Source organism: Methylobacterium sp. A54F, assembly GCF_053346035.1.
Map to the genome: position 1 here is coordinate 266,082 of NZ_JBKFBF010000006.1, position 26,226 is coordinate 292,307.

The 26,226-nt window shown below is 71.9% G+C and carries 30 protein-coding genes; 8 read left to right on the forward strand and 22 right to left on the reverse strand.

Features of this window, described 5'->3' with window-relative positions; translation table 11 throughout:
- Positions 1-6: 6 nt before the first annotated feature.
- On the reverse strand, positions 7-771 hold the full coding sequence (locus tag ACLBXP_RS12450) for a Crp/Fnr family transcriptional regulator (RefSeq protein WP_447667973.1): 765 nt from the start codon (positions 769-771) through the stop codon (positions 7-9).
- Between the two features lie 266 nt (positions 772-1,037).
- Between ACLBXP_RS12450 and argB the strand changes: the two genes are divergently transcribed.
- From argB to ACLBXP_RS12465, 3 genes are all read left to right on the forward strand, one after another.
- The gene (gene argB, locus ACLBXP_RS12455) at positions 1,038-1,931 is read left to right on the forward strand and encodes an acetylglutamate kinase (RefSeq protein ID WP_447667974.1); all 894 of its coding nucleotides are present in this window, start codon (positions 1,038-1,040) and stop codon (positions 1,929-1,931) included.
- 149 nt (positions 1,932-2,080) lie between these two features.
- A complete protein-coding gene (locus ACLBXP_RS12460) occupies positions 2,081-2,818 on the forward strand; it encodes a pyrimidine 5'-nucleotidase (RefSeq protein WP_447667975.1) in 738 nt (245 codons plus the stop codon).
- Between the two features lie 53 nt (positions 2,819-2,871).
- Positions 2,872-3,228, forward strand: a complete 357-nt coding sequence (locus ACLBXP_RS12465) for a metallopeptidase family protein (RefSeq protein ID WP_447668041.1) — start codon at positions 2,872-2,874, stop codon at positions 3,226-3,228.
- Positions 3,229-3,234: 6 nt separating this feature from the next.
- On the opposite strand, the gene ACLBXP_RS12470 is transcribed toward ACLBXP_RS12465, so the two are convergent.
- From ACLBXP_RS12470 to ACLBXP_RS12485, 4 genes are all read right to left on the reverse strand, one after another.
- On the reverse strand, positions 3,235-4,470 hold the full coding sequence (locus ACLBXP_RS12470) for a peptide ABC transporter permease (RefSeq protein ID WP_447667976.1): 1,236 nt from the start codon (positions 4,468-4,470) through the stop codon (positions 3,235-3,237).
- A gap of 127 nt (positions 4,471-4,597) precedes the next feature.
- Entirely contained in the window at positions 4,598-5,134 is a 537-nt protein-coding gene (locus ACLBXP_RS12475) for a DUF2937 family protein (protein ID WP_447667977.1), read from the reverse strand.
- 75 nt (positions 5,135-5,209) lie between these two features.
- Positions 5,210-6,217 carry a WD40 repeat domain-containing protein gene (locus ACLBXP_RS12480; RefSeq protein WP_447667978.1) on the reverse strand — a complete coding sequence of 336 codons (1,008 nt, stop codon included), beginning with the start codon at positions 6,215-6,217 and terminating at the stop codon, positions 5,210-5,212.
- 36 nt (positions 6,218-6,253) lie between these two features.
- Positions 6,254-6,919 carry a YoaK family protein gene (locus tag ACLBXP_RS12485; RefSeq protein ID WP_447667979.1) on the reverse strand — a complete coding sequence of 222 codons (666 nt, stop codon included), beginning with the start codon at positions 6,917-6,919 and terminating at the stop codon, positions 6,254-6,256.
- A gap of 206 nt (positions 6,920-7,125) precedes the next feature.
- Here ACLBXP_RS12485 and ACLBXP_RS12490 point away from each other — a divergent pair, with 206 nt between their 5' ends.
- Together ACLBXP_RS12490 and ACLBXP_RS12495 are read left to right on the forward strand one after the other, a co-directional pair.
- A complete protein-coding gene (locus ACLBXP_RS12490) occupies positions 7,126-7,557 on the forward strand; it encodes a response regulator (RefSeq protein WP_447667980.1) in 432 nt (143 codons plus the stop codon).
- 53 nt (positions 7,558-7,610) lie between these two features.
- Positions 7,611-8,051, forward strand: a complete 441-nt coding sequence (locus ACLBXP_RS12495) for a photosystem reaction center subunit H (protein ID WP_447667981.1) — start codon at positions 7,611-7,613, stop codon at positions 8,049-8,051.
- A 32-nt stretch (positions 8,052-8,083) separates the two neighbouring features.
- Here the strand turns inward: ACLBXP_RS12495 and ACLBXP_RS12500 are convergent, their stop codons facing one another.
- The 15 genes from ACLBXP_RS12500 to ACLBXP_RS12570 form a co-directional block, all read right to left on the reverse strand.
- A complete protein-coding gene (locus ACLBXP_RS12500; RefSeq protein ID WP_447667982.1) occupies positions 8,084-8,755 on the reverse strand; it encodes a DUF2939 domain-containing protein in 672 nt (223 codons plus the stop codon).
- 28 nt (positions 8,756-8,783) lie between these two features.
- On the reverse strand, positions 8,784-9,335 hold the full coding sequence (locus tag ACLBXP_RS12505; protein ID WP_447667983.1) for an RNA pyrophosphohydrolase: 552 nt from the start codon (positions 9,333-9,335) through the stop codon (positions 8,784-8,786).
- 61 nt (positions 9,336-9,396) lie between these two features.
- Positions 9,397-10,635 carry a divergent polysaccharide deacetylase family protein gene (locus tag ACLBXP_RS12510; protein ID WP_447667984.1) on the reverse strand — a complete coding sequence of 413 codons (1,239 nt, stop codon included), beginning with the start codon at positions 10,633-10,635 and terminating at the stop codon, positions 9,397-9,399.
- Positions 10,636-10,790: 155 nt separating this feature from the next.
- The gene (locus tag ACLBXP_RS12515) at positions 10,791-12,113 is read right to left on the reverse strand and encodes a S41 family peptidase (protein WP_447667985.1); all 1,323 of its coding nucleotides are present in this window, start codon (positions 12,111-12,113) and stop codon (positions 10,791-10,793) included.
- The gene (locus tag ACLBXP_RS12520; RefSeq protein WP_447667986.1) at positions 12,113-13,438 is read right to left on the reverse strand and encodes a murein hydrolase activator EnvC family protein; all 1,326 of its coding nucleotides are present in this window, start codon (positions 13,436-13,438) and stop codon (positions 12,113-12,115) included. Before ACLBXP_RS12520 ends, ACLBXP_RS12515 begins: the two co-directional genes overlap by 1 nt.
- Positions 13,439-13,574: 136 nt before the next feature.
- Positions 13,575-14,075: a 23S rRNA (pseudouridine(1915)-N(3))-methyltransferase RlmH gene (gene rlmH / locus ACLBXP_RS12525; protein WP_447667987.1), complete on the reverse strand. Its 501-nt coding sequence runs from the start codon at positions 14,073-14,075 to the stop codon at positions 13,575-13,577.
- A gap of 10 nt (positions 14,076-14,085) precedes the next feature.
- Positions 14,086-14,472, reverse strand: a complete 387-nt coding sequence (gene rsfS, locus ACLBXP_RS12530; protein WP_447668042.1) for a ribosome silencing factor — start codon at positions 14,470-14,472, stop codon at positions 14,086-14,088.
- Between the two features lie 62 nt (positions 14,473-14,534).
- On the reverse strand, positions 14,535-15,179 hold the full coding sequence (locus ACLBXP_RS12535) for a nicotinate-nucleotide adenylyltransferase (protein ID WP_447667988.1): 645 nt from the start codon (positions 15,177-15,179) through the stop codon (positions 14,535-14,537).
- An 18-nt stretch (positions 15,180-15,197) separates the two neighbouring features.
- On the reverse strand, positions 15,198-16,496 hold the full coding sequence (locus ACLBXP_RS12540) for a glutamate-5-semialdehyde dehydrogenase (RefSeq protein ID WP_447667989.1): 1,299 nt from the start codon (positions 16,494-16,496) through the stop codon (positions 15,198-15,200).
- Between the two features lie 157 nt (positions 16,497-16,653).
- Positions 16,654-17,790 carry a glutamate 5-kinase gene (proB, locus tag ACLBXP_RS12545; protein ID WP_447667990.1) on the reverse strand — a complete coding sequence of 379 codons (1,137 nt, stop codon included), beginning with the start codon at positions 17,788-17,790 and terminating at the stop codon, positions 16,654-16,656.
- A gap of 257 nt (positions 17,791-18,047) precedes the next feature.
- The gene (gene obgE, locus ACLBXP_RS12550; RefSeq protein ID WP_447667991.1) at positions 18,048-19,082 is read right to left on the reverse strand and encodes a GTPase ObgE; all 1,035 of its coding nucleotides are present in this window, start codon (positions 19,080-19,082) and stop codon (positions 18,048-18,050) included.
- Between the two features lie 61 nt (positions 19,083-19,143).
- Entirely contained in the window at positions 19,144-19,752 is a 609-nt protein-coding gene (locus ACLBXP_RS12555) for a GNAT family N-acetyltransferase (RefSeq protein WP_447667992.1), read from the reverse strand.
- Between the two features lie 193 nt (positions 19,753-19,945).
- Entirely contained in the window at positions 19,946-20,212 is a 267-nt protein-coding gene (gene rpmA / locus ACLBXP_RS12560; RefSeq protein WP_447667993.1) for a 50S ribosomal protein L27, read from the reverse strand.
- Positions 20,213-20,269: 57 nt separating this feature from the next.
- The gene (rplU, locus tag ACLBXP_RS12565) at positions 20,270-20,599 is read right to left on the reverse strand and encodes a 50S ribosomal protein L21 (protein WP_447667994.1); all 330 of its coding nucleotides are present in this window, start codon (positions 20,597-20,599) and stop codon (positions 20,270-20,272) included.
- 180 nt (positions 20,600-20,779) lie between these two features.
- Positions 20,780-21,292 (reverse strand): helix-turn-helix domain-containing protein, encoded by a 513-nt coding sequence (locus ACLBXP_RS12570; protein WP_447667995.1) that lies wholly within the window; start codon positions 21,290-21,292, stop codon positions 20,780-20,782.
- On the opposite strand from ACLBXP_RS12570, the gene ACLBXP_RS12575 reads away from it, so the two are divergent.
- On the forward strand, positions 21,285-21,542 hold the full coding sequence (locus tag ACLBXP_RS12575) for a hypothetical protein (RefSeq protein ID WP_447667996.1): 258 nt from the start codon (positions 21,285-21,287) through the stop codon (positions 21,540-21,542). The two genes, ACLBXP_RS12570 and ACLBXP_RS12575, sit on opposite strands and share 8 nt — an antisense overlap.
- Before the next feature lie 9 nt (positions 21,543-21,551).
- On the opposite strand, the gene ACLBXP_RS12580 is transcribed toward ACLBXP_RS12575, so the two are convergent.
- On the reverse strand, positions 21,552-23,093 hold the full coding sequence (locus ACLBXP_RS12580) for a helicase HerA-like domain-containing protein (protein WP_447667997.1): 1,542 nt from the start codon (positions 23,091-23,093) through the stop codon (positions 21,552-21,554).
- Positions 23,094-23,163: 70 nt separating this feature from the next.
- Positions 23,164-24,246, reverse strand: coding sequence for an acyltransferase family protein (locus ACLBXP_RS12585; RefSeq protein WP_447667998.1), 1,083 nt, complete (start codon positions 24,244-24,246; stop codon positions 23,164-23,166).
- A gap of 223 nt (positions 24,247-24,469) precedes the next feature.
- On the opposite strand from ACLBXP_RS12585, the gene ACLBXP_RS12590 reads away from it, so the two are divergent.
- Both ACLBXP_RS12590 and ACLBXP_RS12595 read left to right on the forward strand, forming a co-directional pair.
- Complete coding sequence (locus ACLBXP_RS12590) at positions 24,470-24,856, forward strand: DUF2267 domain-containing protein (RefSeq protein ID WP_447667999.1); 387 nt, start codon at positions 24,470-24,472, stop codon at positions 24,854-24,856.
- Between the two features lie 210 nt (positions 24,857-25,066).
- Positions 25,067-26,077, forward strand: coding sequence for a GNAT family N-acetyltransferase (locus ACLBXP_RS12595; RefSeq protein WP_447668000.1), 1,011 nt, complete (start codon positions 25,067-25,069; stop codon positions 26,075-26,077).
- Positions 26,078-26,226 lie beyond the last annotated feature (149 nt).

Sequence of the window (26,226 nt, forward strand, 5' to 3'; positions counted from 1 at the left end):
CGAGGTCTATTCCCTGGGCGAGCCCTTCGTACCCGCATCGCCGCTCCTGAGCGTCTCCTGATCGAGGCCGACGCCGGTGATCGCCGGGTCCGTGCGCTCATGCGTGTCGAGGAGCGGGCTGGCGATCCGCGCGAGCGCTGCCGGATCTGGCAGCGTGACCTCGCGCCCGCGCAGGACGACGAGACCGTTCTCGCGCAGGACCTTCAGGACGCGGTTCACGTGCACGCTGGTGATCCCGAGATGGTCGCCGAGCTGTTCCTGCGTCATCGGGAGCTCGTAGGTGTTCGCGCTCGGCGCGAGGACGCCCGAGCGGACCAGGCGAGCGCGGAAATCGATCAGCAGCAGCGCCATGCGCTCCTCCGCGCTGCCTCGGCCGAGCCCCGTCACCCAGCGATGCAGCCGGCGCTCCTCCTCGACCACCTGCCAGGTGCAGGCGGCGGCGATGTCGGCGTCGCGGTCGTAGGCCTCGCGGAGCGCCGCCTGATCCACCTGCGACACGGTGATGGCGGACAGGGCGATCACCGCATCCGGGTGATGGGTGACGAACAGACTCTTGACGGCGAACAGGTCCCCCGGGAGGAAGATCAGGATGAACTGGCTTCGTCCGTCCGGCAGGTACCGCAGGCGGCCGGCCCAGCCGCTGCGCAGGCGATAGACGAAGCGGTGGTCGCTATCCTCGGCGATCAGCGTCGCCCCCGGCGGCAGGCTCCGGGTGAAGCTCCCCATCAAGCGGTCGATCTTGCCACCGCCCCGCGCGATGGGCTGGACCATCTCGGGGCGTTGAAGGCGAGGCTGCAGTCGGTCCGACATCAGGTTCGTCGCGCGGGAAGCCCTTCCGGGGACCGCCCAGGGCCCGCACGCGGCCGAGGGCGAATGCCGCGAGCGGACAGGAAATCCCCCCACCTCACAACTGTTCCCACAAGGATCGCGGTGGAGGCTCCGAGCGGAACCGTCTTCGCACGGACGCAGCACTCATGTAGAAGCCCGCCCGCACCCGGTGCGGCTCCCCCGCGCGCCGGGCGTCTCGGAGGACCACGATGACCGATCTCCCGAACGTGCACGTGCGGGCCGAAGTCCTGGCGCAGGCCCTGCCCCACATGCAGCGCTACGATCAGGAGATCGTGGTCATCAAGTACGGCGGCCACGCCATGGGCGACCGGGCGGCGGCCGAGGACTTCGCCGAGGACGTGGTCCTCCTGGAGCAGTCCGGCCTCAAGCCGATCGTGGTGCACGGCGGCGGGCCGCAGATTGGGCGCATGCTCGACAGGCTCGGCATCCAGTCCGAGTTCCGGGGCGGCCTTCGGGTCACGGACGAGGCCACCGTCGAGGTGGTCGAGATGGTGCTCGCCGGCTCGATCAACAAGCAGATCGTCGGCTGGATCTCGGCCGAGGGCGGCCGGGCCATCGGCCTGTGCGGCAAGGACGGCAACATGGTCCGCGCCAGGCGCGCCATGAAGACCATGGTGGATCCCGAGAGCCGCGAGGAGCGCCAGCTCGATCTCGGCCTCGTCGGCGAGCCGGAGCACGTCGAGCGCGGCGTGCTCGACGCGGTGCTGAAGGCCGAGCTGATCCCGGTCCTCGCGCCGGTGGCCTACGGGGCGGACGGGCAGACCTACAACGTCAACGCCGACACCTTCTCGGGCGCCATCGCGGGTGCGCTGCGGGCCAAGCGCCTGCTGCTGCTCACCGACGTGCCGGGCGTCCTCGACAAGGACAAGAACCTGATCCCCGAGCTGACCGTGGAGGATTGCCGCCGCCTCATCGCCGACGGCACCATCACGGGCGGCATGATCCCGAAGGTCGAGACCTGCATCTACGCCATCGACCAGGGCGTCGAGGCCGTGGTCATCCTCGACGGCAAGGTCAATCATGCCGTGCTCCTGGAGCTGTTCACCGATTACGGCGCCGGCACCCTGATCCGCCGGAAGTGACGCGGGCGCGGAGGTCGGGGCGTTCTGCGGCGTCCCGCGCCTTCGCCCCGCCCCGCGGCCCTTGCCCTTGCCCTTGCGCCGCCGGCACCCATCTGCTTGAACCTGAGCCATAGACCCGGCTCCGGCGATCGATCAAAGCGCAGCAGACCTTGCTACTTCCCGGCGAAAGCCACTTCAGGACGCCTGACTCCCGCGGCTTCGGCCATGTCGATACCTGGGTGTTCGACCTCGACAACACGCTCTATCCGAGCGACGCGCGGGTCTGGCCGCAGGTGGACGAGCGCATCACCCTCTACGTGATGCGCCTCTACGGCCTCGACGGGCTCTCGGCGCGGGCGCTGCAGAAGTATTTCTATCACCGCTACGGCACCACGCTGAAGGCGCTGATGGTCGAGGACGGCGTCGACCCGCACGACTTCCTCGACTTCGCCCACGACATCGACCACTCGACGATCAAGCTCGACGCCGCCCTCGGCGACGCGATCGAGCGGCTTCCGGGCCGCAAGCTGATCCTCACGAACGGCTCCCGGCGGCACGCCGAGAACGTGGCGGCGAAGCTCGGCATCCTCGATCATTTCGAGGACGTGTTCGACATCGCGGCGGCCGATTTCGTGCCGAAGCCCGAGCGCACCACCTACGAGCGCTTCCTCGACCGCCACGGGGTGGACCCGGCCCGCTCGGCCCTCTTCGAGGACATCGCCCGCAACCTCGTGGTGCCGCACGACCTCGGGATGTCCACCGTGCTGGTCGTGCCCCGCACCCTCGACCCCTTCCGCGAGCGCTTCGAGCAGGAGGCGGTCCAGGAGCCGCACATCGATCACATCACGAACGATCTCGCGGCCTTCCTGGAGGACCGGGTGCTGCCCCTGAAGGAAGAGGTCCGGTGAGCCCGGACACCTGGACGGACGTTCGGGCCCCGGACCTCGCCGCCATCGAGGCGATGGCCCTCGACGCGCTGGACAGGTTGCCGGACGCCTTCCGTCCCTACTGTACTGGCGTCCGCGTGGTGGTCGACGACTTCCCCGACGACGAGACCCTCGCGGAGATGGCCTGCGAGAGCGAGTTCGACCTCCTCGGCCTGTTCCGCGGCATCGGCCTCGCCCAGTCGGGGGAAGTGGCGACCGGCCAGATGCCGAACACCGTGTGGCTCTATCGCCGGCCCCTGCTCGACTACTGGGCCGAGCACGATGAGACGCTCGGCCACCTCGTCACCCACGTCCTGATCCACGAGATCGGCCACCATTTCGGCCTGTCGGACGCGGACATGGCGGCCATCGAGGCGGCCGCGGAAAGCTGAGGCCGCTCAGGCTTCCGGGGGCCGCCCGCGGCGCAGGATGCCGACCTTGGGGCGCCGGGTGCGGAACTGACCCCGCTCGATCGCGACGAAGACCAGCACAGTGATCGAAAGCGTAGTGAGCCACCACGCCACCGCGAGGCCGACGCCGATGCAGGCGATCGTGAAGGCGCTCGCGAAGGCCGCCATCGCGCCGGGCACCAGCACGGGCGCGTCCCGTCCGGCGCGGCGGATCGAGGCGTAGAGCGCGAAGGCCGCCGCGAAGGCCCCGACGATGCCGAGCTCGTACCAGAACTCGAACAGGGCGGTGGTCGGCGCGTTGCTGGGTAGCAGGCCCACCACGCGGCCGCGGAGCGCCGTCTCGAAGCCGTGCCCGGTGATCAGCCGGACGGGCTCCATGGTCACGACCTTCTGCCAGGCCTTCAGGGACAGCACGCCGGGCGCCACCGGTCCGAACAGGGCGGCGCCGATCGGCCGCCCCACGAAGGGCATCAGCGGCGCGATGGCCAGCGCCGCCGCGGTCGCGGCCGCCGTCAGCGCCACGCCGAGGGCGGGCCGGAAGCTCGCCACCGCGAAGGAGAGTGCGCCGATGCCGAGCGCCAGGATCTGCGTCGCGTTCGGGGAGACCGCGACGGCGCCCGCTACCACCAGGGCCACCGCCAACGCCTCCCGGTCGCGATGGCGGGAGCGCAGCCAGGCGATGGCGGGCCAAGCGAGCAGGAGGAGCAGGATCAGGCCGCGCGAGAGCGTCCTGTCCTCGTCCGGCGTCCCCTGCATCAGGCTCGACCCGAACAGGCCGATCATGATGGCGACGAGGGCCGCCGCCGTGACGCCGAGCGGCAGCAGGTAGAGGTTGGCCGAGCGCATCCGGTCCGGCAGGGCGAGGTAGCCGGTCAGCGTCAGCCCGACCGTGGCGATGAGGTTGGCGAGGCGCTCGGTGGCGGGGCCGAGGAAGGGCGTCCAGGCGAGCGACAGCGCCGCCCACAGGATGACCAGCATGCCGGCCAGGAAGCCCGGCGCCCCGAAGAGCCGCCCGAGGGCCGGCCGCAGGGGGCGCTGCCGGCCGTCGATCGCGCTCGCGAGGATCAGCAGGATGATGACGATCGGCGCCAGGATGACCGCGGCGCGGCGCGCGACCTGCGCGATCACGGGGAGGATTACGAACAGCCCGAAGAAGGCGACGCGGCGCAGGAGCGCTGCGGCGTCCAGCGCAGGGTCGATCGTGGGGTTGGACGCGCGCGCCATGATGCGTCTGGGCTACCGTATGCCGGCGCGGAACGGCGACCGCGCGCTCTTCAACCCTCTCCAACTAGTGCAGGCCGGAAGGTCCGGCTGTAGACCCACGGCAACACCGGGCGCGGCGTCGGCCTCTTCAGGCGGTCGTGGGCTCCGTCCGCCTGCGGCCCCGGCCCATCCGCCGCCCCGCCCGCCGGCCGACGTCCGAGGCCACGCGCCAGCCGCCCCAGGTCGCCAGGAAGCCGAGGAGGCCGGCCACCAGCCCATCGGCCGTGGTCGGCACGGCGGGCTGGAAGTCCCGGTAGGTGGCCTCCGCCAGGGGGAGGTCCGGGTTGCGGATCACGGCCCCGAGCCGCCCGAGGGGGCTCGTCGCGCCCTGCAGGGCCTGCTGCTGCGCGCTGAGCTGGGCCAGTCGCTCGATGTCCTGCCGGGCGGCCTCGCCGCGCCGGGCGACCAGGGCGTCCGCGTTGCTGCGCAGGCGGTCGACCGCCCCGTCGCGCGTGTTGCCCGTCGCTCGGGCATCGGCTTCGAGGCTCGCGATCTGGCGGCGCAGCTCGTCGACGGCGCCGCCGAGGCGCTGCGCGTATTGCTGCGCGAATTCAGGCCCCTGCGCCGCGATCACCCCGCCGAGCAGGCCGAGGGCGAGGCCGAGGGTCCGGATGACACGGAACACGAATCACTCCTCCCGGGGGAATTCCGAAGAAGAGCACGGGTCCCCGCTTGGTTCCAGGCCGCGCGGCCCGGCGGATCAGGCCGGCAGGGTCAGCAGGCCGGCCTCGCCGTCCGCGCAGCCGAAGGCGAGGCGCGCGCCCCTGGCGTCCCAGGCGAGCGCCGAGACCGCGCTGCCCTTCCGGGCCGGCCGCACCAGCAGCTCCGAGGCGTCGGTGAAGCGCACGAGCAGGATGCAGCCGTCCTCGTAGCCCATGGCGAGGACCGGGGCCCTGGGATGGAACGCGACCCGCGAGACCCGGGCCGGGCGCACGCCGCACTCGCGCGGTGCCTTGCCGGCCGGCCCCTCCTTCGAGTCGAAGGGCCAGACGATCGAGGCCTCGGCGCCGCTCGTCGCGAGCCAGTGCCCGTCCGCGGACCAGGCGATCGAGCGCACCTTCGCGGGATAGCCCGACATGCGCATGTGGCCGCGGTCGGGAAGGAGGCGCCAGCCGTGCAGGGCGTTCTCCTGCATGGTCGTGACCACGAAGCGGCCGTCCGGCGACCAGGTCACGTCGATGTGCGAGCCCTTCCACTCGATCACCTCGGGCGGCGTCTCGTGGTTCGGGTACCAGAGGCTGGCACCGTTGTAGTGGGCCACCGCGAGGCGGTAGCCCTTGGGCGCGAAGGCGAGCCCGCGGGCGGTCGAGGGCGCGGTGAGCGTGCGATCGCGGCCCTTGGCGTCGCGGGCCGTGACCGCGCGCCCGGCCGACCAGGCGAGGCCGCCGTCGGGATGGAGCGCGAGGGCGTCGATCCAGGCTCCACCCTTCGCGACGGCGATCTCGGAGACGGCGCCATCGGGCCGGACCTCCACGACGCGGCCGTCGTCGCCGCCGGTGACGAGGCGGGCGCCATCTCCAGCTGCCACCAGGATGCCGGCCTCCGGGTGCGCCACCGCGCGGGTCGTCTCGCCGTCGCGGACCAGGACCACGCTGCCGTCCCCGAGGGCCAGGGCGAGGGTCTCCTTCAGCCACTGCGCGGCCGTGACGTGCGCGCCGGCCTCGATCGGGGCGACGTGGCTCGTGAGGGACGGGGCGGAGGCGTTCATGCGGACGTCAAGCCTTTCGGACCGGATGGACCGCCCTCAGGCGGGCGTCGCGGCGGCGCGCCCGAGGGCGACGAGCAGGGCGGCGGTGATCGCGAGCAGGCCCGCGAGCCCCGCCGGAAGCACAAGGGCATAGAGCCCGAACGCGCCGTAGGCCACAGCCCCCAGGTAGGCCCCGCCCAGCAGCGCCATCCAGACCGCCGCGTCGCCGACCCACCCGAAGCGCGGCCCCTTGCCGGTCAGCGCCGCCGCGATCTTCTGGCCGAGGCTGAACAGCGCGCCGGTGACGAAGGTGGTGCCGGCCCGGAAGCCCTGCACCGAGCCGAGCACCGCGTTCTGCGCACCCATCGCCAGGGCCATGAACAGCGAGGCGAGGCCGAGCTCCGGCGTCGCCAGCCCGAGGGACAGGGCCGCGACGATCACCAGGGCCTCGTAGGCGAGGACCACCGGTGTCGCCCAGCGGGCGGGCGTGACCATCGACAGGCCGCTGCCGAGGGTCGAGCCGACCAGGAACATCGCGATCAGGAGCCACGGCATCACCGCGTGGTCCCAACGTCCGTGGCCGAGGCTCACCGCGAGCTGCGTGGTGTTGCCGCTCATGAACGAGGTGTAGAGGCCGCCGAGCCGGATGAAGCCGAGGGCATCCACGAAACCGGCGAGCCCCGTGAGGAGGAGGCCGAAGGTCAACTGCCAGGAGCGGGTCATAAATCCGGAATCGCGAGGCGTGGCTGTAAGGGTTCGTTAACCAATTCGGGCGCTCCGTTCAGGAGGGCCGGAGCAGGGTTAAGGCTTCGCTCACCAAACCTGAGCAATTCGAGAGATGCACGGCGAACGCCGGAGCGCGGGGGCCCGTTGGTCCAGCGATCCGGTTGTGGGCTCTGCCCCGGCGCCGGGTGCGTAGGAGTTGCGTCATGATCCCGTTCGCCGTTCCCACCGTCTTCGCCGCCATCAGCCTCTCCCCCGTCACGGCCGGAACCGTGCTCGTCGTGGAGGATGAGGCCGTCGTCTGCGAGCTGGCCGCCGAGGCGCTCCTCGACGAGGGCTACCGGGTGCTGACCGCCGCCGATGCGGTCGAGGCCGAAGCCATCCTGGCGCGTGAGACCGTCGACCTGCTCTTCACCGACATCGATCTCGCCCGCAACACCAACGGCCTCGCCCTGGCGCGCCACGCGCGCAGCCAATGCCCCGACCTGCCCGTCGTCTACACGTCCGGCGGCCGCGGGAGCCTCTGCGAGGCCGACGCCGTTTCCCGCTCGGTCTTTGTCCCGAAGCCCTACCGTCCGAGCCAGCTCGTCACCCTGACGAACGATCTCCTGCGCCGCAGCCACCCCCATCACGCCTGACCGGCCGGCGCGCGGCCGCATCCAGGCCCCTCACCGTGATGCCCTTCACCACCATGACCGCAGCGATCATGAACCCTGCCAGCACGTCCCGCGCCATCCGCCGCGCCATCCGCCGCGCCCTCCGCCGCGCCGCCCGCCTGGGCCTCGCCCTCGGCCCCATCCTCCTCGCCGGCACGGCTCAGGCCGCCTGCGACGTGAAGGGCGCGAAGCTCGAGGAAACGATCGCCCAGAAGAACACCCTGCGGGAGGGTGCCAACAGCCAGACCGTGCGCGATCTGCGCACGCTGCGGGACGCCGCGATCGTGCTCGACGCCTACAAGTACGGGCCCGAATGCGAGCGCCTGATCGAGATCGTGAAGGCGCTGGTCGCCAACCCCGACAAGGCGATCGAACAGGGCGGCGACACCGACGAGGAGAAGGCGGAGAGCGTCGAGGAGGCGCGCGAGCCGAAGCCGGGCGCCCCCGGAGCGGCGGAGCCCGCCAGGGGCCGCTAGGGTCGCGTCGGCGATGAGTGGACGAGGCGCACCTACCGCTCCGGACCGGGCGCGGCGGGCGCCCGGTTGAGCGGGCCGCCGGGGCGCTCGCCGGCCCGGAGCTTGGCCAGGGTCCGGGCGAGCTTGCGCGCCATCTCCTCGCGGAGCGTATCCGTCACCTCGATGTCCACGAGGCGCCAGACCCAGCCTCGCAGGCGCATCCGGATCCGGAACTGGCGGTCGCGCTGGGCGTCCGGCGGCACCCGGATGACGACGGTGCGGAAGCCCCGCATGTCCGAGGCGAAGTAGTAGGCGACGAGGCGGCTCAGCCGATCGATGCGCAGGCCGTGGGCCGCCCCCGCCTCGACCTCCGCCGGCCGCGCCACGTCGAGGCCCTGCGGCCAGCCGTCGTCGAGGAGGTCGATCACCGTCTGGCCGGTCACCATGGTCTCGGCCAGCGCGAGGGCGAGCCCGACTGCGGCGTCGTTGAGCTTCTGGCGCTCGCGCGGATCGAGACTCGCGTCGCCGGCCAGCGCGCCCCGCGCGGCGTTCGTGGTCTGGCGCACGAGGGAGAGGCGCAGGGTGCGGAAGTTGACGCGTCGCTCCACCTCCGCGACGTCACGGGCCTGCACGGCCTGGGCGAGGTCGTAGAGCGCCCAGAAGGGCGTCAGCGTGAACACGAACCACCCAAGGGCCGCGATGATCGGGATGGTCCACCAGCGCATCGCCGGCCCCGGACTCAGGCGGTTCCGCTCAAGCGTCCCGGGCCCAGGAGGCGAGCCCCGCGAAGGCCGCGACGACACCCTCGTAGACCGGTCGCTTGAACGGGACGATCAGGCCGGGCAGGTTCGCGAGCGGCTCCCAGCGCCAGGCCTCGAATTCCGACTTGTGGGCGCCCCCGCCGGGGCTCAGCACGTCGATGCCCGCGTCGCTGCCGAGGTAGCCGAAGGCGAACCACTTCTGCGTCTGGCCCCGGTAGCGGCCCTTCCAGGCCTGCTTCATCACCGCCGGCGGCAGGTCGTAGGAGAGCCAATCCGGCGTCTCGGCGAGGAAGCGCACCGCACTCCGCTCGACGTTCGTCTCCTCGTGGAGCTCGCGCAGGGCCGCCTCGCGCGGGTCCTCCCCGGCGTCGATGCCGCCCTGCGGCATCTGCCAGGCCAGGGTGCCGTCGACGTGTTCGGGCCCCGCCTCCCGACGTCGGCGACCGATGAAGACGCGGCCGTCCCGGTTGATCAGGGTGATGCCCACGCAGGGGCGATAGGGCAGATCGCGCTGCCCAGGGCTCGGAGAAAGCTCTGTCGTCATCGCGGGCGACCATAGAAAGCCGCCGCTCCGGCGGCAACGCGGAACTCCGGACCGGCCCGGTTTATTCGGCGCGGGTCACGCGGGTGCCGGGCTGCGCCCGCAACAGGACGCTGACGGGCACGAGGCGGATGCCCCGGGCGTCGAGATCGCGCGCCCAGCGGGCGATGCGCTCGATCGTGACCGGCAGGGCGCTCGCCGAGGCGAGGACGAGGCCCCGGGACCGGGCCTGCGCCTCGAGCCGCGCCAGCTCCTTGTCGATCGCCTCGGCGCGCGGCACGGCGTCGAGCACGATCTCGGCTCGAGCGAGCGGCACCCGCGTCTTGCCGGCAAGCGCCGCCGGGATCGGGCGGGCAGCGGTGCCGTCGTCCACGAAGCCGAGGCCGCGGGTGGCGATCTCGCGCAGGATCGGCTCGAAGGCCGCGTCGCCCATGAGCTTGGCGCCCATGAAGTTGACGACGCCCACGTAGCCCGGAAAGCGGCTCATCGCCCAGGACAGGCGGTCGGCGTTCTCCGGCGTCCGCAGGGAAGTCAGCAGGGTCTGCGGCCCGGGATCGCTGTCGGGATAGTCGAAGGGCTCCATCGGCGCCTGGAGCAGGATCTCGTGCCCGGCCGCGCGGGCGCGGGCCGTGTTGCGCTCGACCTCTCCGTAGGGCGCGAAGGCGAGGCTCACGGCCGGCGGGAGCTTCGTGATCGCGCTCGCGGTGGCGGTCTGGCCGATGCCGACGCCGGTGAGCAGGATGGCGATCCGCGGCCCCTGGCCTGCGCCGTCGTCGGGCCGGGCGTAGACGTCGAGGGCGCGCAGCCGGCCCTCGCCCATCTTCGGCAGGGTTCCGTGCCGGCCGCGGTCGGCGAGACGCGGGTCCGGCGCCGGCGCGAGGGCGGCGGGCTCGGGTGACGGCACGCGGATCACCACCGCCTCGCTCGGCGCGGAGGTGCCGCCCGGTCGCACGACCACGACGCCCGAGGCGCTCTCGACCTCCTCGGCGCTGCGCTGCGCAGGTGCGGCCGCCGGGACGGGCTCGGGTTCGCGGGGAGGTTCGGCGCGCGGGCGGGGCGGGGCCGGCTCCGCCTCGCGCAGGGCGATGGTCACGGCGGCGCGCGGCTCGCCGCCGCGCGGATCGCCCAGGACGAGGAGAAGCGCGAGGCCAAGGAGCGTGGCGCCCCCGAGGCCGATGGCGACCGCGCGCGGCGAGGCCGCGGCGGCCCGGATGGGCGCGAGCCGCCCCACGAGGCCCGGGGCCCGCGGCTTCGCAATCCCCAGGGGCTGCGTCAGGATATCGGTGTCGGGCGTCTCGCTCACCACGGCCTCGGCGTCCGGGACGGCTGGCACCCGTGCCCCGCGCCGCTGCCCCTGGGCCGCCATTGCGGGCCGATAGGGTTAACGTTCCCCTAATGCGAAGCGCCCCGTCCGGCGGTGAGCCGGACGGGGCGCTTCATTTCACCGATGCCTGCGGGTCAGTTCGGCATGCTGGGCTTTTGAGTGTTGGCCGCGCCCTTCTGGATGCCGTGCAGGAAGTCCACGGCCGCGGTGAGCTGCTTGTCCTTGGCCGGATCCGGCGGGATGTAGGCCGAGGAACCGCCGCGCTCCTCGGTGTCCTTCTGCTTGAGGTGACCCTTCAGGCCGGCCTCGCCCTTGGTCTCGTCCTTGCCCTTCAGCTCGTCGGGCACGTCCTGCAGCACCTCGAGATCCGGCTCGATGCCCTTGGCCTGGATCGAGCGACCCGACGGCGTGTAGTAGCGCGCCGTCGTGAGGCGCAGCGCTCCGCTGCCGCCGAGGGGAATGATCGACTGCACGGAGCCCTTGCCGAAGGAGCGCGTGCCGAGGATCGTCGCGCGCTTGTGATCCTGCAGGGCGCCCGCCACGATCTCGGAGGCCGAGGCCGAGCCGCCGTTCACCAGCACCACCACGGGCTTGCCCTTGGTGATGTCGCCGGACTTGGCCGAGAAGCGCTGGGTCTCGTCGGGGTTGCGGCCGCGGGTCGAGACGATCTCGCCGCGGTCGAGGAAGGCGTCGGAGACCATCACGGCCTGGTCGAGCAGGCCGCCCGGGTTGTTGCGCAGGTCGATCACGAAGCCCTTGAGCTTGTCCTGTCCGAGTTCCGTGGTGAGCTTGTCCACCGCGTTGCGCAGGCCGTCGAAGGTCTGCTCGTTGAACTGGGTCAGGCGGATGTAGCCGACGTCGCCGCCCTCCGTGCGCGAGCGAACCGGCTTGATCTTGATGACGTCGCGGGTGAGCGAGACCTCGATCGGCTCCTTGGCCTCCTTGCGGGAGATCTTGAGCTTGACCGAGGAGTTCACCGGGCCGCGCATCTTGTCGACGGCCTGGTTGAGGGTCAGGCCCTGGACCTGATCGTCGTCGATCTGTGTGATGACGTCGTTGGCGAGAAGCCCCGCCTTCGAGGCCGGCGTGTCGTCGATCGGGGTGACGACCTTGATCAGGCCGTCCTCCATGGTGACCTCGATGCCGAGGCCGCCGAACTCGCCGCGCGTCGTCGTCTGCATGTCGCGGAAGGCCTTCGCGTCCATGTAGCTCGAGTGCGGGTCGAGGGAGGTCAGCATGCCGTTGACGGCCGCCTCGATCATCTTCGACTCATCGGGCTTCTCGACGTAGTCCGTGCGGACCTTCTCGAAGACGTCCCCGAACAGGCTGAGCTGGCGATAGGTCTCGGCGGAGGCCGCCACCGCGCTCGGGCCGGACAGGAACTGGGTCTGCGTCGCGATCATCGAGGTGCCCGCCCCCAGGAAGGCGCCGAGCATGATGAGGGAAGTCTTGCGCATTATCCGCGAACCTTCTCGCTGGGGCCCTTCGCCCACCACGGCTCCGGGTCTATGGAGCCGCCGTCTTTCTTGAACTCGACGTAGAGCACTGGATCGCTTCGGTCTCCGTCCGTCGCCGGAGGAGCCGTGCCCCCTTCGCCCATGCTGCCCACCGGCTCGCCTGCGAGCACGAACTGGCCAACCTCGACGCTGATCTGATCCATCCCTGCCAACAAGAGATAGTAGCCGTCGCCCGCGTTGATGATCAAGAGACGGCCATAGGACCGGAAGGGCCCCGCGAAGGACACCCAGCCGTCTGCCGGAGAGGCGACGACGGCCTTCGGACGGGTGGTGAACGAAATGCCGCGCGTCATCCCGCCGTTGCCGTCGGGCACGTTGAAGCCCCGGAGCAGGCGGCCGCTGACCGGTTTCGGCAGGTCGCCCCGGGCCTCCGCGAAGCGGATTTTCGGGGCGAGCTTCGCGGGGTCGCGACTGCCTGCCGCAGCGAAGCGCTCCTGAGTGGCGCGCAGCTCGCGCTGCTCGGCGGCGCGGGCCTCGTCCGCGGCCCGGCGGGCGGCCGAGACCTCGCCCTCCACGCGGTCGACGAGCTCCTTCAGGCTCTTGGCCTGCACACCGAGCGCCGCGGCCCGGGTGCGCTCGGCGGCGAGGTTGCTCTCGACCTCGGCCAAGCGGGCGCGTCGCGCCGTCACCAGCGCCTTGAGGCGCTGCTGCTCCCGCGCCCAGCCGGCGAGGTCGTTCTGCAGGCCCTGCCGGTCGGCGGCGATCAGGCCGCGCAGGCGCACGAGCTCGGCGAGGTCGCCCGCCAGCGTCTCGGCCTCCCCGCGCAGCTCGGGCACCACCGCGCCGAGCAGCATCGAAGTCCGGATCACGGCGAGCATGTCCTCGGGCTGCACCAGCACCGCCGGGGGCGGCCGCCGCCCCATGCGCTGGAGGGCCGCCAGGATCTCGGCGATCACGCCGCGACGCGCGTTGAGGGAGCGGCGGATCGCCACCTCGCTGTCGCCGAGCGTCTTGAGCCGCTCCTCGAGGCGGCTCATCCGGTCCTCGGTGGCCTGCGACTGGCGCCCGGCGTCGAGGAGGGCGGCGTCGAGCTTGCGGCGGTCACCGCCGATCGCGGCGATCTCCGTCTCGAACTGGGTGCGGGCGCCGGTGCTCGCCGCCAGCGCATCCTCCACCTGCTTCAGGCTCTCGGCCCGGCGGTTTCGCTCGTCGATCGCCCGCTGGAGCTTGTCGGGATCGGGGACGGCCGCGTCCTGCGCGCGCGCGACCCCGGCGGCCAGGAGGCCGAGGATCAGGCACGACGCGATTCGGGAGCGGTCAGGCAAGGCGGTCGCTGATTTGGAGCGGTTCGGGGACGCGGTTGTGGGCCATCGTGCCGTGACGGTTGCGGCGATTTCCGGGACGGTGGCGCGAGCCGGCGCGAGAATCAATCACAAGTCCGTGGCGGCTGCGGCGCGGAGCCTAGCCCGCATCGGGTTCGCCGCGGTGGTAGGGGTGGCCCGCGAGGATCGTGAGGCTCCGGTAGAGCTGTTCCAGGGCCAGCACTCGCACGAGCCCGTGCGGCAGGGTCGCCGCGCCGAAGGACAGGGTGAGCTCGGCTCGCGTCCGCACGGCCGGCGCGAGGCCGTCCGCCCCGCCGATCGCCACGACGAGGGACGGCCTCCCAGCATCGCGGGCGGTCCCGAGCCGTTCGGCGAGGCGCTCGCTCGAAAGGTCCGCGCGGCCGCGCTCGTCGTAGGCCCAGAGGACGCCGTCGGACGGGACGTGGGCGAGGATCTGGCCCGCCTCCTCGGCGCAGCGGTCGGGGGCGCGGCGCGCACGACTCTCCGAAATCTCGACCACGTCGCAGCCGGAGACGCCGAGACCGCGCCCGACCTGGACGGCCCGGTCCCGGTAGCGCACGGCGAGGTCGCGCTCCGGCCCGTTCTTCAGGCGGCCGACGACAGCGAGCAGCAGGCGCAAGCGCCGCGCTTCAGCCTGCGAGCCGCCCGACCGGGCGGTCGGCGCCCCACATCTTCTCGAGATTGTAGAAGCCGCGCACCTCGGGCCGGAAGATGTGGACGAGGATGTCGCCCGCATCGATCAGCACCCAGTCGCAGGCCGGCATGCCCTCGACCCGGGCGGTGCCGAAGCCCTTGTCCTTCATCTCCTGGATGATCTTGTCGGCGATCGAGCCGACGTGGCGCTGCGAGCGCCCCGAGGTGATGATCATCGTGTCGGCGAGCGAGGTCTTGCCCGCCAGGTCGATCTCGATCGTCTCCTCGGCCTTCATCTCGTCGAGGCAGCCCAGGGCGAGGACCCTCAGGTTCCCGGCCCGTTCCAGGGCGGCGTTCTCGGAACCCTCGGTTCCGGCTCGGATCGTCTCGGACAGCGTCCCAATTCCTGCTTGCGAACTTCAACCACACCGCGCGTGCGCACGATTCACACGAGAGAGTGGATGGTTCCGGCACCATTTTCAATACGTGTCCGCCGCGATCGCTGTCGCCGGATGGCCGTGGAGGACAACGTCGAGCGGGGGCCGTGCAGGAAGGTCCAGGCGGGCGGCGGGCGTCCGGCAAGCGACCGGGCCGCGGCTTCCGGCACGCGGTACCGCGCCAGCCGCCGCGCCGCCCGGGCGGCGGGCGAGGCCAGGGTGAAGCCCGGACGGTCCACGACGGCGATCGGCATCAGCCGCGCGATCTCGGCGGCACCGCGCCAGCGGTGAAATGTCGCGAGCGAATCGGCGCCCATGATCCAGACGAAGCGGACCCCCGGGCAGCGCCGCTTCAGGTAGCGCAGGGTCTCGACCGTGAAACGCGCGCCGATCGTATCCTCGAAGGTGGTCACGACGATGCGGGGATCCTCGGCCGCGGCGCGGGCGGAGGCCGCGCGCTCGGCGAGGGGCGCCAGGATGCGCCGGCTCTTCAGCGGGTTGCCGGGGGTCACGAGCCACCACACCCGGTCGAGGCCGAGGCGGCGCAGGGCGAGCCGGGCGACGTGCCGGTGGCCCGCATGGGCCGGGTTGAAGGATCCGCCGTAGAGGCCGACGCGCATCCCCGGGGCGGTCGGCGGCAGGCGCGGGAGCACCCCCGCCTCAGGCCGCGGTCACGGCCGGGTCTGGCCGTTGCCGTGCACCCGGTACTTGAAGGTGGTGAGCTGCTCGACGCCGACGGGGCCCCGCGCATGCATCCGCCCGGTGGCGATGCCGATCTCGGCGCCGAAGCCGAACTCGCCGCCGTCGGCGAACTGCGTCGAGGCGTTGTGCGTCACGATCGCCGAATCGACCTCCGCGAGGAAGCGGGTCGCGGCCTCGGCATCCTCGGTGATGATCGCGTCGGTGTGATGGGAGCCGTTCGTCTCGATGTGCTCGATGGCGGCATCGAGCCCGTCGACCACACGAGCTGAGATGATCGCGTCGAGGTACTCGGTCCGCCAGTCCTGCTCGTTCGCGGCCGTCACCCGGGGATCCGCGGCCTGGACGGCCGCGTCGCCACGGACCGCACAACCCTTGTCCAGGAGCGCGGCGATCAGCGGGGCCAGGTGGGTCTGCGCGCAGGCCCGGTCGACCAGCAGGGTCTCGGCGGCACCGCATATGCCGGTGCGGCGCAGCTTGCTGTTGACGAGCACCGTGCGGGCCATGTCGAGGTCGGCGCCCGCGTGGACGTAGACGTGGCAGATGCCGTCGAGATGGGCGAAGACGGGCACCCGGGCCTCGGCCTGGACGCGCTCGACCAGGCCGCGGCCGCCGCGCGGCACGATCACGTCGATGCAGCCGTCGAGGCCGGTCAGCATCGCGCCGACCGCCGCCCGGTCCCGGGTCGGCACGATCTGGATCGCGTCGGCAGGGAGCCCCGCGGCCGCGAGTCCCTCGCCCATCGCCGCCGCGATGGCCATGGCGGTGCGGTGGCTGTCGGAGCCGGCGCGCAGGATGGCGGCGTTGCCGGCCTTCAGGCAGAGGGCGCCGGCATCCGCCGTCACGTTCGGGCGGCTCTCGAAGATCACGCCGACGACGCCGAGCGGCACGGCGATGCGCTCGATGAGGAGGCCGTTCGGCCGCTCGAAGGCGGCGACCTGGCGCCCCACCGGATCGGCGAGGCCGCCGATCTTCTCCACCGCCCCGGCGATCCCCTCGAGGCGCGCCTCGTCGAGGGTCAGCCGGTCGATCAGCGCGGCGGAGTGGCCGGCGGCGCGGGCGGCCGCCACGTCGCGGGCGTTCTCGCGCAAGATGGTCTCACGGCTGGCCCGCAGCCGCTCGGCGATGCTGCGCAGTGCGGTGTCCTTGGTCTGGGCCGAGGCGAGCGCCATCCGGCGCGCCGCCTTGCGGGCGCTCTGTCCGATGGCCTGCATCTGTGCCTGCAGGTCGTCGGGATCGGCGAGTTCGGACTTCAGGTTCAGGACGGGCACGGCAACCTTCCTCGCGGCTCCGTCATAAGGGAAGCCGCCTCGCATCGCGCAAGCTCTTGGCGCAATCCTTCGGCGCAAGCTCATGCATCCTGAGGCAGCGCGAAACAAGTCGCTGCCGCAACCTCAGAATGATTCCGAGGCGCTGCGGCCCCGGGTGTCAGCCGTCCCGGTGCGGGCCGCCCGCAAGGGCGAGGTCGTCGCGGTGGACCATCTCGGAGCGCCCCGGATAGGTCAGCACCTCGGCGATGTGCGCGCTCGGCCGGCCGATGATGAGGGCGGCCTCCGCGCTGTCGTAGCCGACGAGGCCGCGGCCGAGGGTGCGACCCGAGAGGTCCCGGATCGTCACGGCGTCGCCGCGGCCGAAGCTGCCCTCGATGCTGCGCACGCCGACGGGCAGGAGGCTCGCACCGCCCTGCAGGGCCCGGGCGGCGCCGTCGTCGATCACCAGGGTGCCGCGGGGCTCCAGGCTGCCCGCGATCCAGGTCTTGCGCGCGGCGGTCGGGGTCGAGGCCGACAGGAACCAGCTGCACCGCCCCCCCTCGACGATGCTGCGCAGGGGGTTCTTTTCGCGGCCGTCGGCGATGACCATGTGGGTGCCGCCGCCGGTGGCGATTTTGGCGGCCTCGACCTTGGTGCGCATGCCGCCCCGCGACAGCTCGGAGGCGGGGCCGCCGGCCATGGCCTCGATCTCGGGCGTGATGCGCTCGATCACGGGCAGGTGGCGGGCGTCCGGGTCGTTCTGCGGCGGCGCCGTGTAGAGCCCGTCGATGTCGGAGAACAGCACCAGGACCTCGGCCCCGATCATGGTGGCGACGCGGGCCGCAAGCCGGTCGTTGTCGCCGTAGCGGATCTCGCTCGTCGCGACCGTGTCGTTCTCGTTGACGACCGGCACGGCGCGCATGTCGAGGAGCTTGAGCACCGTGGCGCGGGCGTTGAGGTAGCGGCGGCGCTCCTCGGTGTCCTGCGGGGTGACCAGGATCTGGCCGGCCACGATGCCGTGGTGTCCGAGTGCCTCGGCCCAGTGGCGCGCCAGCGCGATCTGGCCGACCGAGGCCGCGCCCTGGCTCTCCTCAAGGCGCAGCGCACCCGGGGCGAGGCCGAGCACCGTGCGGCCGAGCGCGATGCTGCCGGAGGAGACGACGAGCACGTCGACGCCGCGAGCGTGCAGCTCGGCGATGTCCTCGGCGAGCGCCGCGAGCCAGGCGTGCCGCAGCCGGCCGCGGCCGCGGTCCACCAGCAGGGCCGAGCCGACCTTGATGACGACGCGGCGGAATTCTTTCAGGCTCGGGGTCATGGAACGAGACGGTCTACGTCGTGAAATTCTGTGGCCGGGATCGCCTGCGCCGCGTCGGGAGCGGGCCCGCAATCCGTGTGGCGGAAATCCTCGCCCTTGAACAGCACGGGATTGGGCGCCCGGGTCGGTCCCGCCTTCGGCGGAGGGGCGGGTTTCTCCGTCCCCGGTGCTCCGCGGAGCGAGGCCGCGACTGCTCGGACGACCGACACGCCACGATGATCGGCGCTACGACCTCCGAGCGTGTCCGGTCCTCGCGGTCACGGCTGCCAGGCCGCAGCGGGGGCCGCCTCCGCCGCGGCCGCGTTGTCGGCGTCGATGTGCGCGAGCACGGCGCGCAGCGCCTCCGCCACGCCCTGGCCGGAGGCCGAGGACAGGATGAGCGGGGCGCGCTTGGCGGCCCGCTTCAACCGGGCCGCCTGCTCCTTCAGGGTCTCGGAGTCGAGCGCATCGGCCTTCGAGAGGGCGACGATCTCGGGCTTGTCGGCAAGCCCGTTGCCGTAGGCCTCGATCTCGCCGCGCACCAGCTTGTAGGCCTTGCCGGCATGCTCGCTCGTGCCCTCGACGAGGTGGAGCAGCACGCGGCAGCGCTCCACGTGGGCCAGGAACCTGTCGCCAAGCCCGACGCCCTCGTGGGCGCCCTCGATCAGGCCCGGGATGTCCGCCAGCACGAACTCGCGGTTGTCCGACCGCACCACGCCGAGGCCCGGATGCAGGGTGGTGAAGGGGTAATCGGCAATCTTCGGGCGCGCCGCCGTGACGGTGGCCAGGAAGGTCGACTTGCCGGCGTTCGGAAGGCCGACGAGTCCCGCATCGGCGATGAGCTTGAGGCGCAGCCAGATCCACTGCTCGCTGCCTTCGAGGCCCGGGTTGGCGTGCTTCGGGGCGCGGTTCGTGGAGGTGGTGAAGTAGGCGTTGCCGAAGCCGCCGTTGCCGCCCTTGGCGAGGCGGACCCGCTGGCCGACCTCGGTCATGTCAGCGATCAGGGTCTCGCCGTCCTCGGCGAGGATCTGCGTGCCGGCGGGGACCTTGAGCACCACGTCCGTGCCCTTGGCGCCGTGGCGGTTCGAGCCCATGCCGTGCTCGCCCTTCCGGGCCTTGAAGTGCTGCTGGTAGCGGTAGTCGATCAGGGTGTTGAGCCCCTCGACGCACTCGGCGAAGACGTCGCCGCCGCGGCCGCCGTCGCCGCCGTTCGGCCCGCCGAACTCGATGAACTTCTCGCGGCGGAACGAGACGCAGCCCGCGCCCCCGTCACCGGAGCGGATGTAGACCTTGGCTTCGTCGAGGAACTTCACGGAACGGCTCATTTCAGGAACGGCGTGCCCGCGGGGTCGGCCGCGGGCACGGGGCAGAGAATCAGACGTGGACCGCCAGGAGGTCGGCGGCCCGGCGGGCGTGGCGCCGCTCCCAGTCGCGCCGGCGGAGGCGGACGCGATCGACGGGCAGGCTGGCGCCCCGGGCGGGAAACGGCAGGCAGGCCGTGTCCTCGCGGACGAACCCGCACTTCGTCAACACGCGCCGGGACGCGGTGTTCTCGACGCGGGCGGCCGAGGTCAGGACCGCGGCGTGCGTGAACGCGAACGTGGCCTCCACGAGGCTGCTCACGGCCTCGGTGGCGAGCCCCTGCCCCCAGTGCGGTGCGCCGAGCCAGTAGCCGAGATGCGGTCCGGCCGCCTCCGGGTCGTGCTCGACCGACACGATGCCCACGAGGGCCTGCGGCCGGCCGCGGAGCGCGAGCCCCATCACGAGGCCGTGGCCCTCGGCGTTCGTGCGGCGCGCGTCGAGGATGAAGGCGTCGACGGTGGAGCGATCCAGCGGGTGCGGGATCCGGGCCGTCATCTCGGCGACCGCCCGGTCGCCGGCGAGCCGGACGATGGCACCGGCATCGGCCGCGCAGGGCCAGCGCAGCCACAGCCGCTTCGTTTCGAGGCGGAAGACGTCGTCGCGGGTCAGGTCGGGAAACATCGTCTCGGCTCCGATGCCAGGGGCCTCACGGGCACCCTGATCGTCGGACGAAGAACGGGGAAGATGGCATCCCATCCTCCCCGTCGCTTTCGTTCGCCGCCGGCCCTCTCGCGAGGACCTGATGGGAGCCGTCCGCCGGTTCGGTGTGGGACACCGGCGGGAAGCTCCTTCGTCCGTCGAGCTTATCCGCCGCTTACTCGGCCGCTGCGAGCTGCGGTACCACCGCCACGAAGGCGCGGCCGCGGCGCTGGCCGAACTGCACGTGGCCGTCGACGAGGGCGAACAGGGTGTGGTCCTTGCCCATGCCGACGTTGGTGCCGGGGTGCCATTTCGTGCCGCGCTGGCGCACGATGATGTTGCCAGCGACGACGGCCTCCGAGCCGAACTTCTTCACGCCGAGGCGCTGGCCGGCCGAATCGCGGCCGTTGCGGGACGAGCCGCCTGCCTTCTTGTGTGCCATGATCGAGGTCTCCGAATTGTCAGGTGATCGTGCGGATCGCGTGCGGGCGGGACGCCTTTACGCGCTCTTCGAACCGGACTCGATGCCGGTGATGCGCACGACCGTGTGGTCCTGCCGATGGCCGCGCTTGCGGCGGGAATTCTGGCGACGGCGCTTCTTGAAGGCGATGACCTTCTTGCCGCGGCCGTGCGTGACGATCTCGCCGGTGACGCTGATGCCCGACAGGAGCGGCGCGCCGACCTGGGTCTCGCCCGTGCCGTTGGTGAACAGCAGGACCTCGCCGAAGGTGACGGCCTCGCCGGCCTCGCCCGCGAGGGTGGCGATCGTGATGGTGTCGTTGGCGGCGACGCGGTACTGCTTGCCGCCGGTCTTGATGACTGCGAACATCGTTCTCTCTCGTGTTCCCGACGACCTCCGGGGCACGCACCCGAGGGGGTGCCCGTGGGCCGGCTTCTTATCAGTTCGTCCCGCCCGTGACCGAAGCCCGCGGCGAAACGCGAAACGCGCGGACTTCTGCAAGGAAGCCGCGCGTGGTGGCGGGTGGATAGGCCGAGCCGGGGCGGTTTGTCAACGCGCGCCGTCCTCCTGTTCGGTCAGAACGGCCTCCACGAGGGCGGGATCGCGGTCGATGATCGCGAGGAGGACTTTCGCGGCGGGATCCGGCTGATTGCGGCCCTGATCCCAGTTCTGAACGGTGTCGAGTTCGAACCCGAACTTCAGGGCGAAATCGGCCTGGGAGAGCTTGAGCCTCGTTCGCACCGCACGGCTGCTCACTTCGGGGATCCGCATCTCCCGCGCCTCGATGCCGAGGGCGGCGAAGCGGGCGATCCTCTCGTCCCGATCGCCTGCCGCAGCGCTGATCACCACGGATTCGCCCGCCGCCATTCGATCCAGCAGGGCATGCGCCCTCCGCAGCGTCACGCCGGCGTCGATCAACAGGCGCGCAAGGTCGACGGGGCGGTCCACGTCACCGTTCATGCGAAGCCGGAGCCGGATGAGGGTACCGGAAGGGTCTCTGCCGACGGCCGCGGGTTCGCCCCGTCGTGCGAGTGCTTCCTTCAACGACAACACCTTGGACATCCGCCTCGTCCATCATCCTGCGGGCGATCGCATGCAGGCCGCTCCGCCCGAGCGCGCCGGGCGAGAGGCCCTGCACGTGGGCGGCTTCGATCCGGAGCAGTCCATCGCGGATGCCGACGCGGCCGATCAGTTCGATCCGCCCGGCCGGCGTCGCGATGGCGACGAGCATTACCTGCCCGTCGACATCCGAGATCTCGATGCTGACGTCCGCCGCCGCCCACATATACGCGAGTCGCGCATCTCTCGATAGGCGGCGCCCCTACTTCTTCATCAGGCCGCCGAGCACGTTCCGCAGGATGGCGTTGCCCACCTGGGTGCCGACCGACCGCGCCATGGAGCGGGCCGCGTTCGAGACGACCTGCTCGGCGAGGCTCTGCGGCGGGCGGCGGCCGCCCTTCGCGGCCGGCTTCGAGCCGAGCACGCCGCCCAGCATCCCGCCGAGGCTGCCGAGGAGGCCGCCGAGGCCGCCCTCCGTCTGCTGCGCGGCCTCGGCCGGGCCTGCGTCGAGGCCCTTGCGCTTGGCCAGCATCTCGTAGGCGCTCTCGTTGTCGACCGCCGCGTCGTACTTGCCCCGCAGGGGGCTCGCGGCGATCAGGGCGGCGCGCTCCTCGGGCGTCAGCGGCCCGACGCGGCCCTGGGGCGGAGCGATCAGCGCGCGCTCCACCATCGAGGGCGTGCCCTTGGTCTCGAGGACGCTCACCAGCGCCTCGCCGACGCCGAGCTCGGTGATCGCCTTCGCGACGTCGAAGCCGGGGTTTTGCCGGAAGGTCTCGGCCGCGGCGCGCACCGCCCGCTGGTCCCGGGGCGTGAAGGCGCGCAGGGCGTGCTGCACGCGGTTGCCGAGCTGGCCCAGCACCGTCTCGGGCACGTCGAGGGGGTTCTGGGTGACGAAGTAGACGCCGACGCCCTTCGAGCGGATCAGGCGCACCACCTGCTCGACCGCGTCGAGCAGGGGTTTCGGCGCGTCGTTGAACAGGAGGTGCGCCTCGTCGAAGAAGAACACCAGCTTCGGCTTGTCGAGGTCGCCGACCTCGGGCAGTTCCTCGAACAGCTCCGAGAGCATCCAGAGCAGGAACGACGCGTAGAGGCGCGGCTTCTGCATCAGCTTGTCGGCAGCGAGGATGTTGACGATCCCCCGCCCTTCCCGGTCGACGCGCATGAAGTCGGCGAGGTTGAGTGCCGGCTCGCCGAAGAAGCGGTCCGCGCCCTGGTTCTCCAGCATCAGGAGCTGGCGCTGGATCGCGCCGACGCTCGCGGCAGAGACGTTGCCGTAGGTGCCCGAGACCGTCTTCAGGTTCTCCGACAGGAAGCCGAGGAGCGCCCGCAGGTCCTTGAGGTCGATGACCGGCCACTGGTTCTCGTCCGCGACCCGGAAGGCGATGTTGAGGACGCCCTCCTGGGTGTCGTTGAGCTCGAGGAGCCGCGCCAGCAGCAGCGGGCCCATCTCGGTCACGGTGCAGCGGATCGGGTGGCCCTGGTCGCCGAACAAGTCCCAGAACACGGTGGGGAAGCGGTCGGGCTCGTAGGGGATGCCGAGCTCCTCGGCCCGCTTGACGAACACCGGCTTGGCCTCGCCCGCCGCCGCGAGGCCCGAGAGGTCGCCCTTGATGTCGGCCGCGAAGACCGGGACGCCGGCGTTGGAGAAGCCCTCGGCCATCACCTGGAGGGTCACCGTCTTGCCGGTGCCGGTGGCGCCCGCCACGAGCCCGTGCCGGTTGGCGAGCCGCAGCGTCAACGCCTCGGGCTTCCACCCGTCCTTGCCCTGGCTCTTGCCGATCAGAACCGTGCCGTCGCCTGCCATCGCGAGCCTCTCAGCGAATTCGCCCGCCCGTTATGGCGGTCCGGCCCGCGGAGATCCACTGCGGCGAAGCTCAGGCGGCGAGCGAAACGGGCCGGGCCGTCGCCGGCCCGTCGATGTGGAAGGCCCTCGGCCGCCGGAACAGGATGTCGAGGTGGGTCCCCCGCACGGCGCGCGCGAGGACGAGCGGGACCAGCACGGCCGCAACGCTGACGAGGAGGGATGCCAGGCCGATATCCTGGATGAGGCCGGTCTTGACCAGGACCGTGCGCAGCCCCGCCATCGGCAGGAAGAAGGCGAGGTAGATCACGATGGAGCGTGATCCGCAGGCCCGAAGGGCCGCGGTCAGGGGTCCGCCCGCCCGCACGAGGAGCGCGGCGAGGCTCGCCAGCGCGAAGGCGCCGGCCGCGCCGAGGAGGGGCGCGGCGCCGGGCAGGCTCGCGAGGGTCGGGTGCGCGTCCGAGCCTGTCGGGGTCAGGGCGAGGATGCCGTTCAGGACCGCCCAGGCGGCGAGGGCGAGGAGTGCCCGCGCCGGCCGCCGCGCAGCCGCCGTGGCGACCGCGAAGACCTTGGGGGCGAGGACGTAGCCGGCGACGAAGTAGACGTAGAGGGCGCAGAACTCGTTCACGAGGCCCGAGCGCGTCTCCGGTGCGAGCGCCTGGAGGGCGAGCCCGAGGCCGAGCAGCAGCGGGCCCGGCACCGGCCGCAGCAGCTTGGTCACGACCGAGAAGACCGCGAGCGCGTAGATGAACCAGAGCGTGGCGTAGGGCTCCACGAGGGCGAGCGCCAGATGCTCCAGGAAGCCCGCCGCACCCTCGCCGTGGCTCACCTCCCGGAACTTGAAGGCCGACTGGATCAGCGTCCAGAGCCCGTAGAAGTAGGCGAAGTGCACGACCCGGCGGTCGCCGAAGCGCCGCCAGTCGCGGTCGATCACCCGCCCCAGGAACAGGCCGGACAGGAACAGGAAGGCCGGCATCCGGAAGGGCTTCGCGAAGGCGACCACGGGGTGCAGGAAGCCCTCGCCGCCCATCGCCTCGCCGACACCCAGGGTGGCGTGCATCACCACCACGAGGATGATGCTGATGCCCTTGGCGACGTCGACCCAGGCGAGGCGAGCCTCGTCGCTGTCCTGCGGGGAAACGGGATGCTGCGGCATCGGGGCCTCGGCGGCTGCGATGGCGGCCCATCGCGGAGTGGCGCGCAGCCTACGGGGGACTCGTAAAGGTCCCCCGAACGACCCGGTCGATCGCGGGCATCCGCTTGATTTCGGCGCGGCGAGGCCCGAAGGACGAAGGAGCCGGCCTCGCCCGTTTCCTCGAAACGGATCGCCTACGCGGATCGCCAAGAGGCCGACCCCTTCCTCCCCGGAGCCCTGAACCATGGAAGAACTGATTGCCCGCGTGACGAACCGGACCGGCCTCGATGCCGCGACGGCGCAGACCGCGATCGGCCACATCCTCGCCTTCCTCCAGAAGGAAGGGCCGGCGACCGAGGTGAGCCAGCTGATGGCGGCGATGCCGGGCTCGGAGGCGCTGGTGGCCGAGTCGAACGCGGCCGAGGGCGGCGGCGGGCTGATGGGCATGCTCGGCGGCATGATGGGCGGCGGCGTGATGGCCCTCGGCCAGAAGCTGATGTCGGCCGGCGTGCCGATGGGGCAGATGCAGCCCCTCGGCCAGGAGCTGTTCGCCTACGGCCGCGAGAAGGCCGGCGAGGACGTGATGGGCCCGATCGTCGGCTCGGTTCCGGGCCTCAACCAGTTCGTCTGAGGGGTCGGCCGCACCGCGGCCCGCACCCTTCGGCGGCTATGCACCGGGGCGGCCTCGCGGGCGCTCCGGTCGTCCTTTGTAATCCGTTGATCGGCAAGGCGGATCGCTGTCATAAAAGCGTGCGCGCTTCATGGTGATGTCCTCGTCCGACGGGACCGGACAACCCGCGGGGCCCCTCCCGCTACGGACCGCACGGCAGGCGTGGGAACGATGGTCGCGAACTTCGCCCGGGGTGCTTCGGCGGCGTGGCTCAGCGGGTGGGAGCGCGGCGTCAACGCTCCGATCGCGCGGCTCAGGCAGAAGACCGCCGAGGCCGGGCTGCCGGGCTTCGGCGGCCGCAGCCTGATCCCGCCGGGCACGACCCCCATCCAGTTCGGCGAGCGCTTCCGGGCTCCCCCGACGGGGCTCGACCCCAGCCTCGGCCGGATCGGCTCCCTCGAGGTCCGGCTCGCGACCCGGAAATCCGAGATCCGGCGCGCCCAGCGCCTGCGCTACCGCGTGTTCTTCGAGGAGATGTCGGCGATCGCGAGCGGGCGCGCCCTGCTCTCGCGCCGCGACGTCGACGAGTACGACGGGGTCTGCGACCACCTCCTGGTGATCGACCACGCGGCCGAGCCCAAGCCCTTCCGCAAGCCGCGCCCGAAGGTGGTCGGCACCTATCGGCTGCTGCGCCAGGACGTGGCCGACCGCAATTTCGGGTTCTACACGGCGGGCGAGTACGACATCGCGCCGGTGCTCGCCGCGCAGGCGGGCAAGCGCATCCTGGAACTCGGCCGCTCCTGCGTGCTGAAGCCCTACCGGACGAAGCGCACGGTGGAGCTCCTCTGGCACGGCATCTACGCCTACGTGCTGCACCATCGGATCGACGCTCTCCTCGGCTGCGCGAGCCTGGAGGGCACCGACCCTGACCGCCTCGCGCTGCCCCTGAGCTTCCTGCACCATCACGCCCGGGCGGCCGAGGGCTGGTGCGCCCGCGCGCTGCCCGGGCGCTACGTCGCCATGGACCGCCTCAGCCGCGAGGCGGTGGACCCGAAGGCGGCGCTGCAGGCCCTGCCGCCGCTGATCAAGGGCTACCTGCGCGTCGGCGCGACCTTCGGGGACGGCGCGGTGGTGGACCATCAGTTCGGCACCACCGACGTGTTCGTGGTGCTGCCGGTCACCGCCATCGCGGCGCGTTACCTCGGCCATTTCGGCCCGGCCGCGAACCGCCGCGCCGCCTGATTCAGGCTCCGGTCGGCTGAAGCGGTCCTGTGGCGGCAAGCCCGCGCGGTGGCCGCGGATCCCTGGGGGCTCAGGCGAAGGCCGGATGAGGCCCGTTGCGGGAAACCCACAGGGTGGCCCGCTCGGCCGCGCTGGCGCCCGATTCCACT

Coding starts and splice junctions, on each gene's coding strand:
- ACLBXP_RS12450 (WP_447667973.1), bottom strand. CDS start 771: ATGGTCCAGCCCATCGCGCGGGGCGGTGGCAAGATCGACCGCTTGATG.
- argB (WP_447667974.1), top strand. CDS start 1,038: ATGACCGATCTCCCGAACGTGCACGTGCGGGCCGAAGTCCTGGCGCAG.
- ACLBXP_RS12465 (WP_447668041.1), top strand. CDS start 2,872: ATGGCCCTCGACGCGCTGGACAGGTTGCCGGACGCCTTCCGTCCCTAC.
- ACLBXP_RS12470 (WP_447667976.1), bottom strand. CDS start 4,470: ATGGCGCGCGCGTCCAACCCCACGATCGACCCTGCGCTGGACGCCGCA.
- ACLBXP_RS12480 (WP_447667978.1), bottom strand. CDS start 6,217: ATGAACGCCTCCGCCCCGTCCCTCACGAGCCACGTCGCCCCGATCGAG.
- ACLBXP_RS12485 (WP_447667979.1), bottom strand. CDS start 6,919: ATGACCCGCTCCTGGCAGTTGACCTTCGGCCTCCTCCTCACGGGGCTC.
- ACLBXP_RS12490 (WP_447667980.1), top strand. CDS start 7,126: ATGATCCCGTTCGCCGTTCCCACCGTCTTCGCCGCCATCAGCCTCTCC.
- ACLBXP_RS12495 (WP_447667981.1), top strand. CDS start 7,611: ATGACCGCAGCGATCATGAACCCTGCCAGCACGTCCCGCGCCATCCGC.
- ACLBXP_RS12500 (WP_447667982.1), bottom strand. CDS start 8,755: ATGCGCTGGTGGACCATCCCGATCATCGCGGCCCTTGGGTGGTTCGTG.
- ACLBXP_RS12505 (WP_447667983.1), bottom strand. CDS start 9,335: ATGACGACAGAGCTTTCTCCGAGCCCTGGGCAGCGCGATCTGCCCTAT.
- ACLBXP_RS12515 (WP_447667985.1), bottom strand. CDS start 12,113: ATGCGCAAGACTTCCCTCATCATGCTCGGCGCCTTCCTGGGGGCGGGC.
- proB (WP_447667990.1), bottom strand. CDS start 17,790: ATGACCCCGAGCCTGAAAGAATTCCGCCGCGTCGTCATCAAGGTCGGC.
- ACLBXP_RS12555 (WP_447667992.1), bottom strand. CDS start 19,752: ATGTTTCCCGACCTGACCCGCGACGACGTCTTCCGCCTCGAAACGAAG.
- rpmA (WP_447667993.1), bottom strand. CDS start 20,212: ATGGCACACAAGAAGGCAGGCGGCTCGTCCCGCAACGGCCGCGATTCG.
- rplU (WP_447667994.1), bottom strand. CDS start 20,599: ATGTTCGCAGTCATCAAGACCGGCGGCAAGCAGTACCGCGTCGCCGCC.
- ACLBXP_RS12570 (WP_447667995.1), bottom strand. CDS start 21,292: ATGTCCAAGGTGTTGTCGTTGAAGGAAGCACTCGCACGACGGGGCGAA.
- ACLBXP_RS12580 (WP_447667997.1), bottom strand. CDS start 23,093: ATGGCAGGCGACGGCACGGTTCTGATCGGCAAGAGCCAGGGCAAGGAC.
- ACLBXP_RS12585 (WP_447667998.1), bottom strand. CDS start 24,246: ATGCCGCAGCATCCCGTTTCCCCGCAGGACAGCGACGAGGCTCGCCTC.
- ACLBXP_RS12590 (WP_447667999.1), top strand. CDS start 24,470: ATGGAAGAACTGATTGCCCGCGTGACGAACCGGACCGGCCTCGATGCC.
- ACLBXP_RS12595 (WP_447668000.1), top strand. CDS start 25,067: ATGGTCGCGAACTTCGCCCGGGGTGCTTCGGCGGCGTGGCTCAGCGGG.